The organism is Microbacterium bovistercoris (genome assembly GCF_003387575.1).
Classification (GTDB): domain Bacteria; phylum Actinomycetota; class Actinomycetes; order Actinomycetales; family Microbacteriaceae; genus Microbacterium; species Microbacterium bovistercoris.
Genome location: NZ_QUAB01000021.1, coordinates 1 through 964, shown reverse-complemented (window position 1 = coordinate 964; position 964 = coordinate 1). Strand labels below are relative to the sequence as shown.

Genomic DNA, 964 nt, shown 5'->3' with positions numbered 1-964 from the left:
TGAAGCGCCCCGGGTTCGGTGGAGGCTCTCAACTCACGGAGGATAAGAGTCATGGCAGCACCGAAGAAGTACCCGGACGAGTTGCGTGAGCGCGCGACGCGGCTCGCGGTCGAGGCACGACAGGACCCGGCGCGGAAGACCGGTGCGCTTCAGCGCATCGGCGAGCAGCTCGGGATCAACCCTGAGACGCTACGCGGGTGGGTGAAACAGGCCGAGATCGACGCCGGGCAGGCACCCGGGGTGAGGACCGCGGAGGCGCAGCAGATCAAGGAGCTTGAGGCCGAGGTGCGGGAGCTGCGGCGGGCGAACGAGATCCTGAAGACGGCATCAGCGTTTTTCGCCGCGGCGGAGCTCGACCGCAAGCTGAAGTAGCCGAGGTGCCGACCGCGGTGCTCATCGAGTACATCGACGAGCACCGCGACCGGTTCGGGGTCGAGCCGATCTGCCAGGTCCTGCGTGACGCGGACGTCCAGATCGCCCCGAGCACCTACTACGCCGCAAAGAGCCGGCCGCCGTCTGCCCGGGCTGTCAAAGACGCGGAGCTGACCGAGGACATCCGGGTGGTCCACAAGGCGAACCTCGGTGTCTACGGCGCCCGGAAGATCCATGCGGCCCTGAACCGGGATGGCGTCGAGGTCGCCCGCTGCACCGTCGAGCGGCTGATGCGCGCCGCGGGGATCCAGGGCATTCGGCGCGACAAGACCCGCAAGACCACCTTCGGGGACGGCGCGGAGACCGACCGGCCCGCCGACCTCGTGAAGCGCGCGTTCACCGCGACAGCACCGAACCAGCTCTGGGTTGCGGACCTGACCTACATCCGCACCCACGCCGGGTGGACCTACGCCGCGTTCGTCCTCGACGTGTTCTCTCGCCGTATCGTCGGCTGGCAGGTGTCCACGTCGCTGCGCACCGATCTCGCCCTCGACGCGCTCGACATGGGCTTCTGGGAGCGCTGCAGAGCGGG

The 964-nt window shown here is 68.7% G+C and carries 2 protein-coding genes and 1 other annotated feature; both genes read left to right on the top strand.

Annotated features, from left to right (window positions below):
- Positions 1-51: 51 nt before the first annotated feature.
- A complete protein-coding gene (locus tag DY023_RS04505) occupies positions 52-372 on the top strand; it encodes a transposase (RefSeq protein WP_181905722.1) in 321 nt (106 codons plus the stop codon).
- Positions 330-482 (top strand) — a sequence feature (AL1L pseudoknot). Its footprint overlaps the gene before it by 43 nt.
- Positions 378-964 (top strand): IS3 family transposase (locus tag DY023_RS04500; protein WP_116241157.1); only part of this gene is annotated, 587 nt, incomplete at its 3' end. (Overlaps the previous feature by 105 nt.)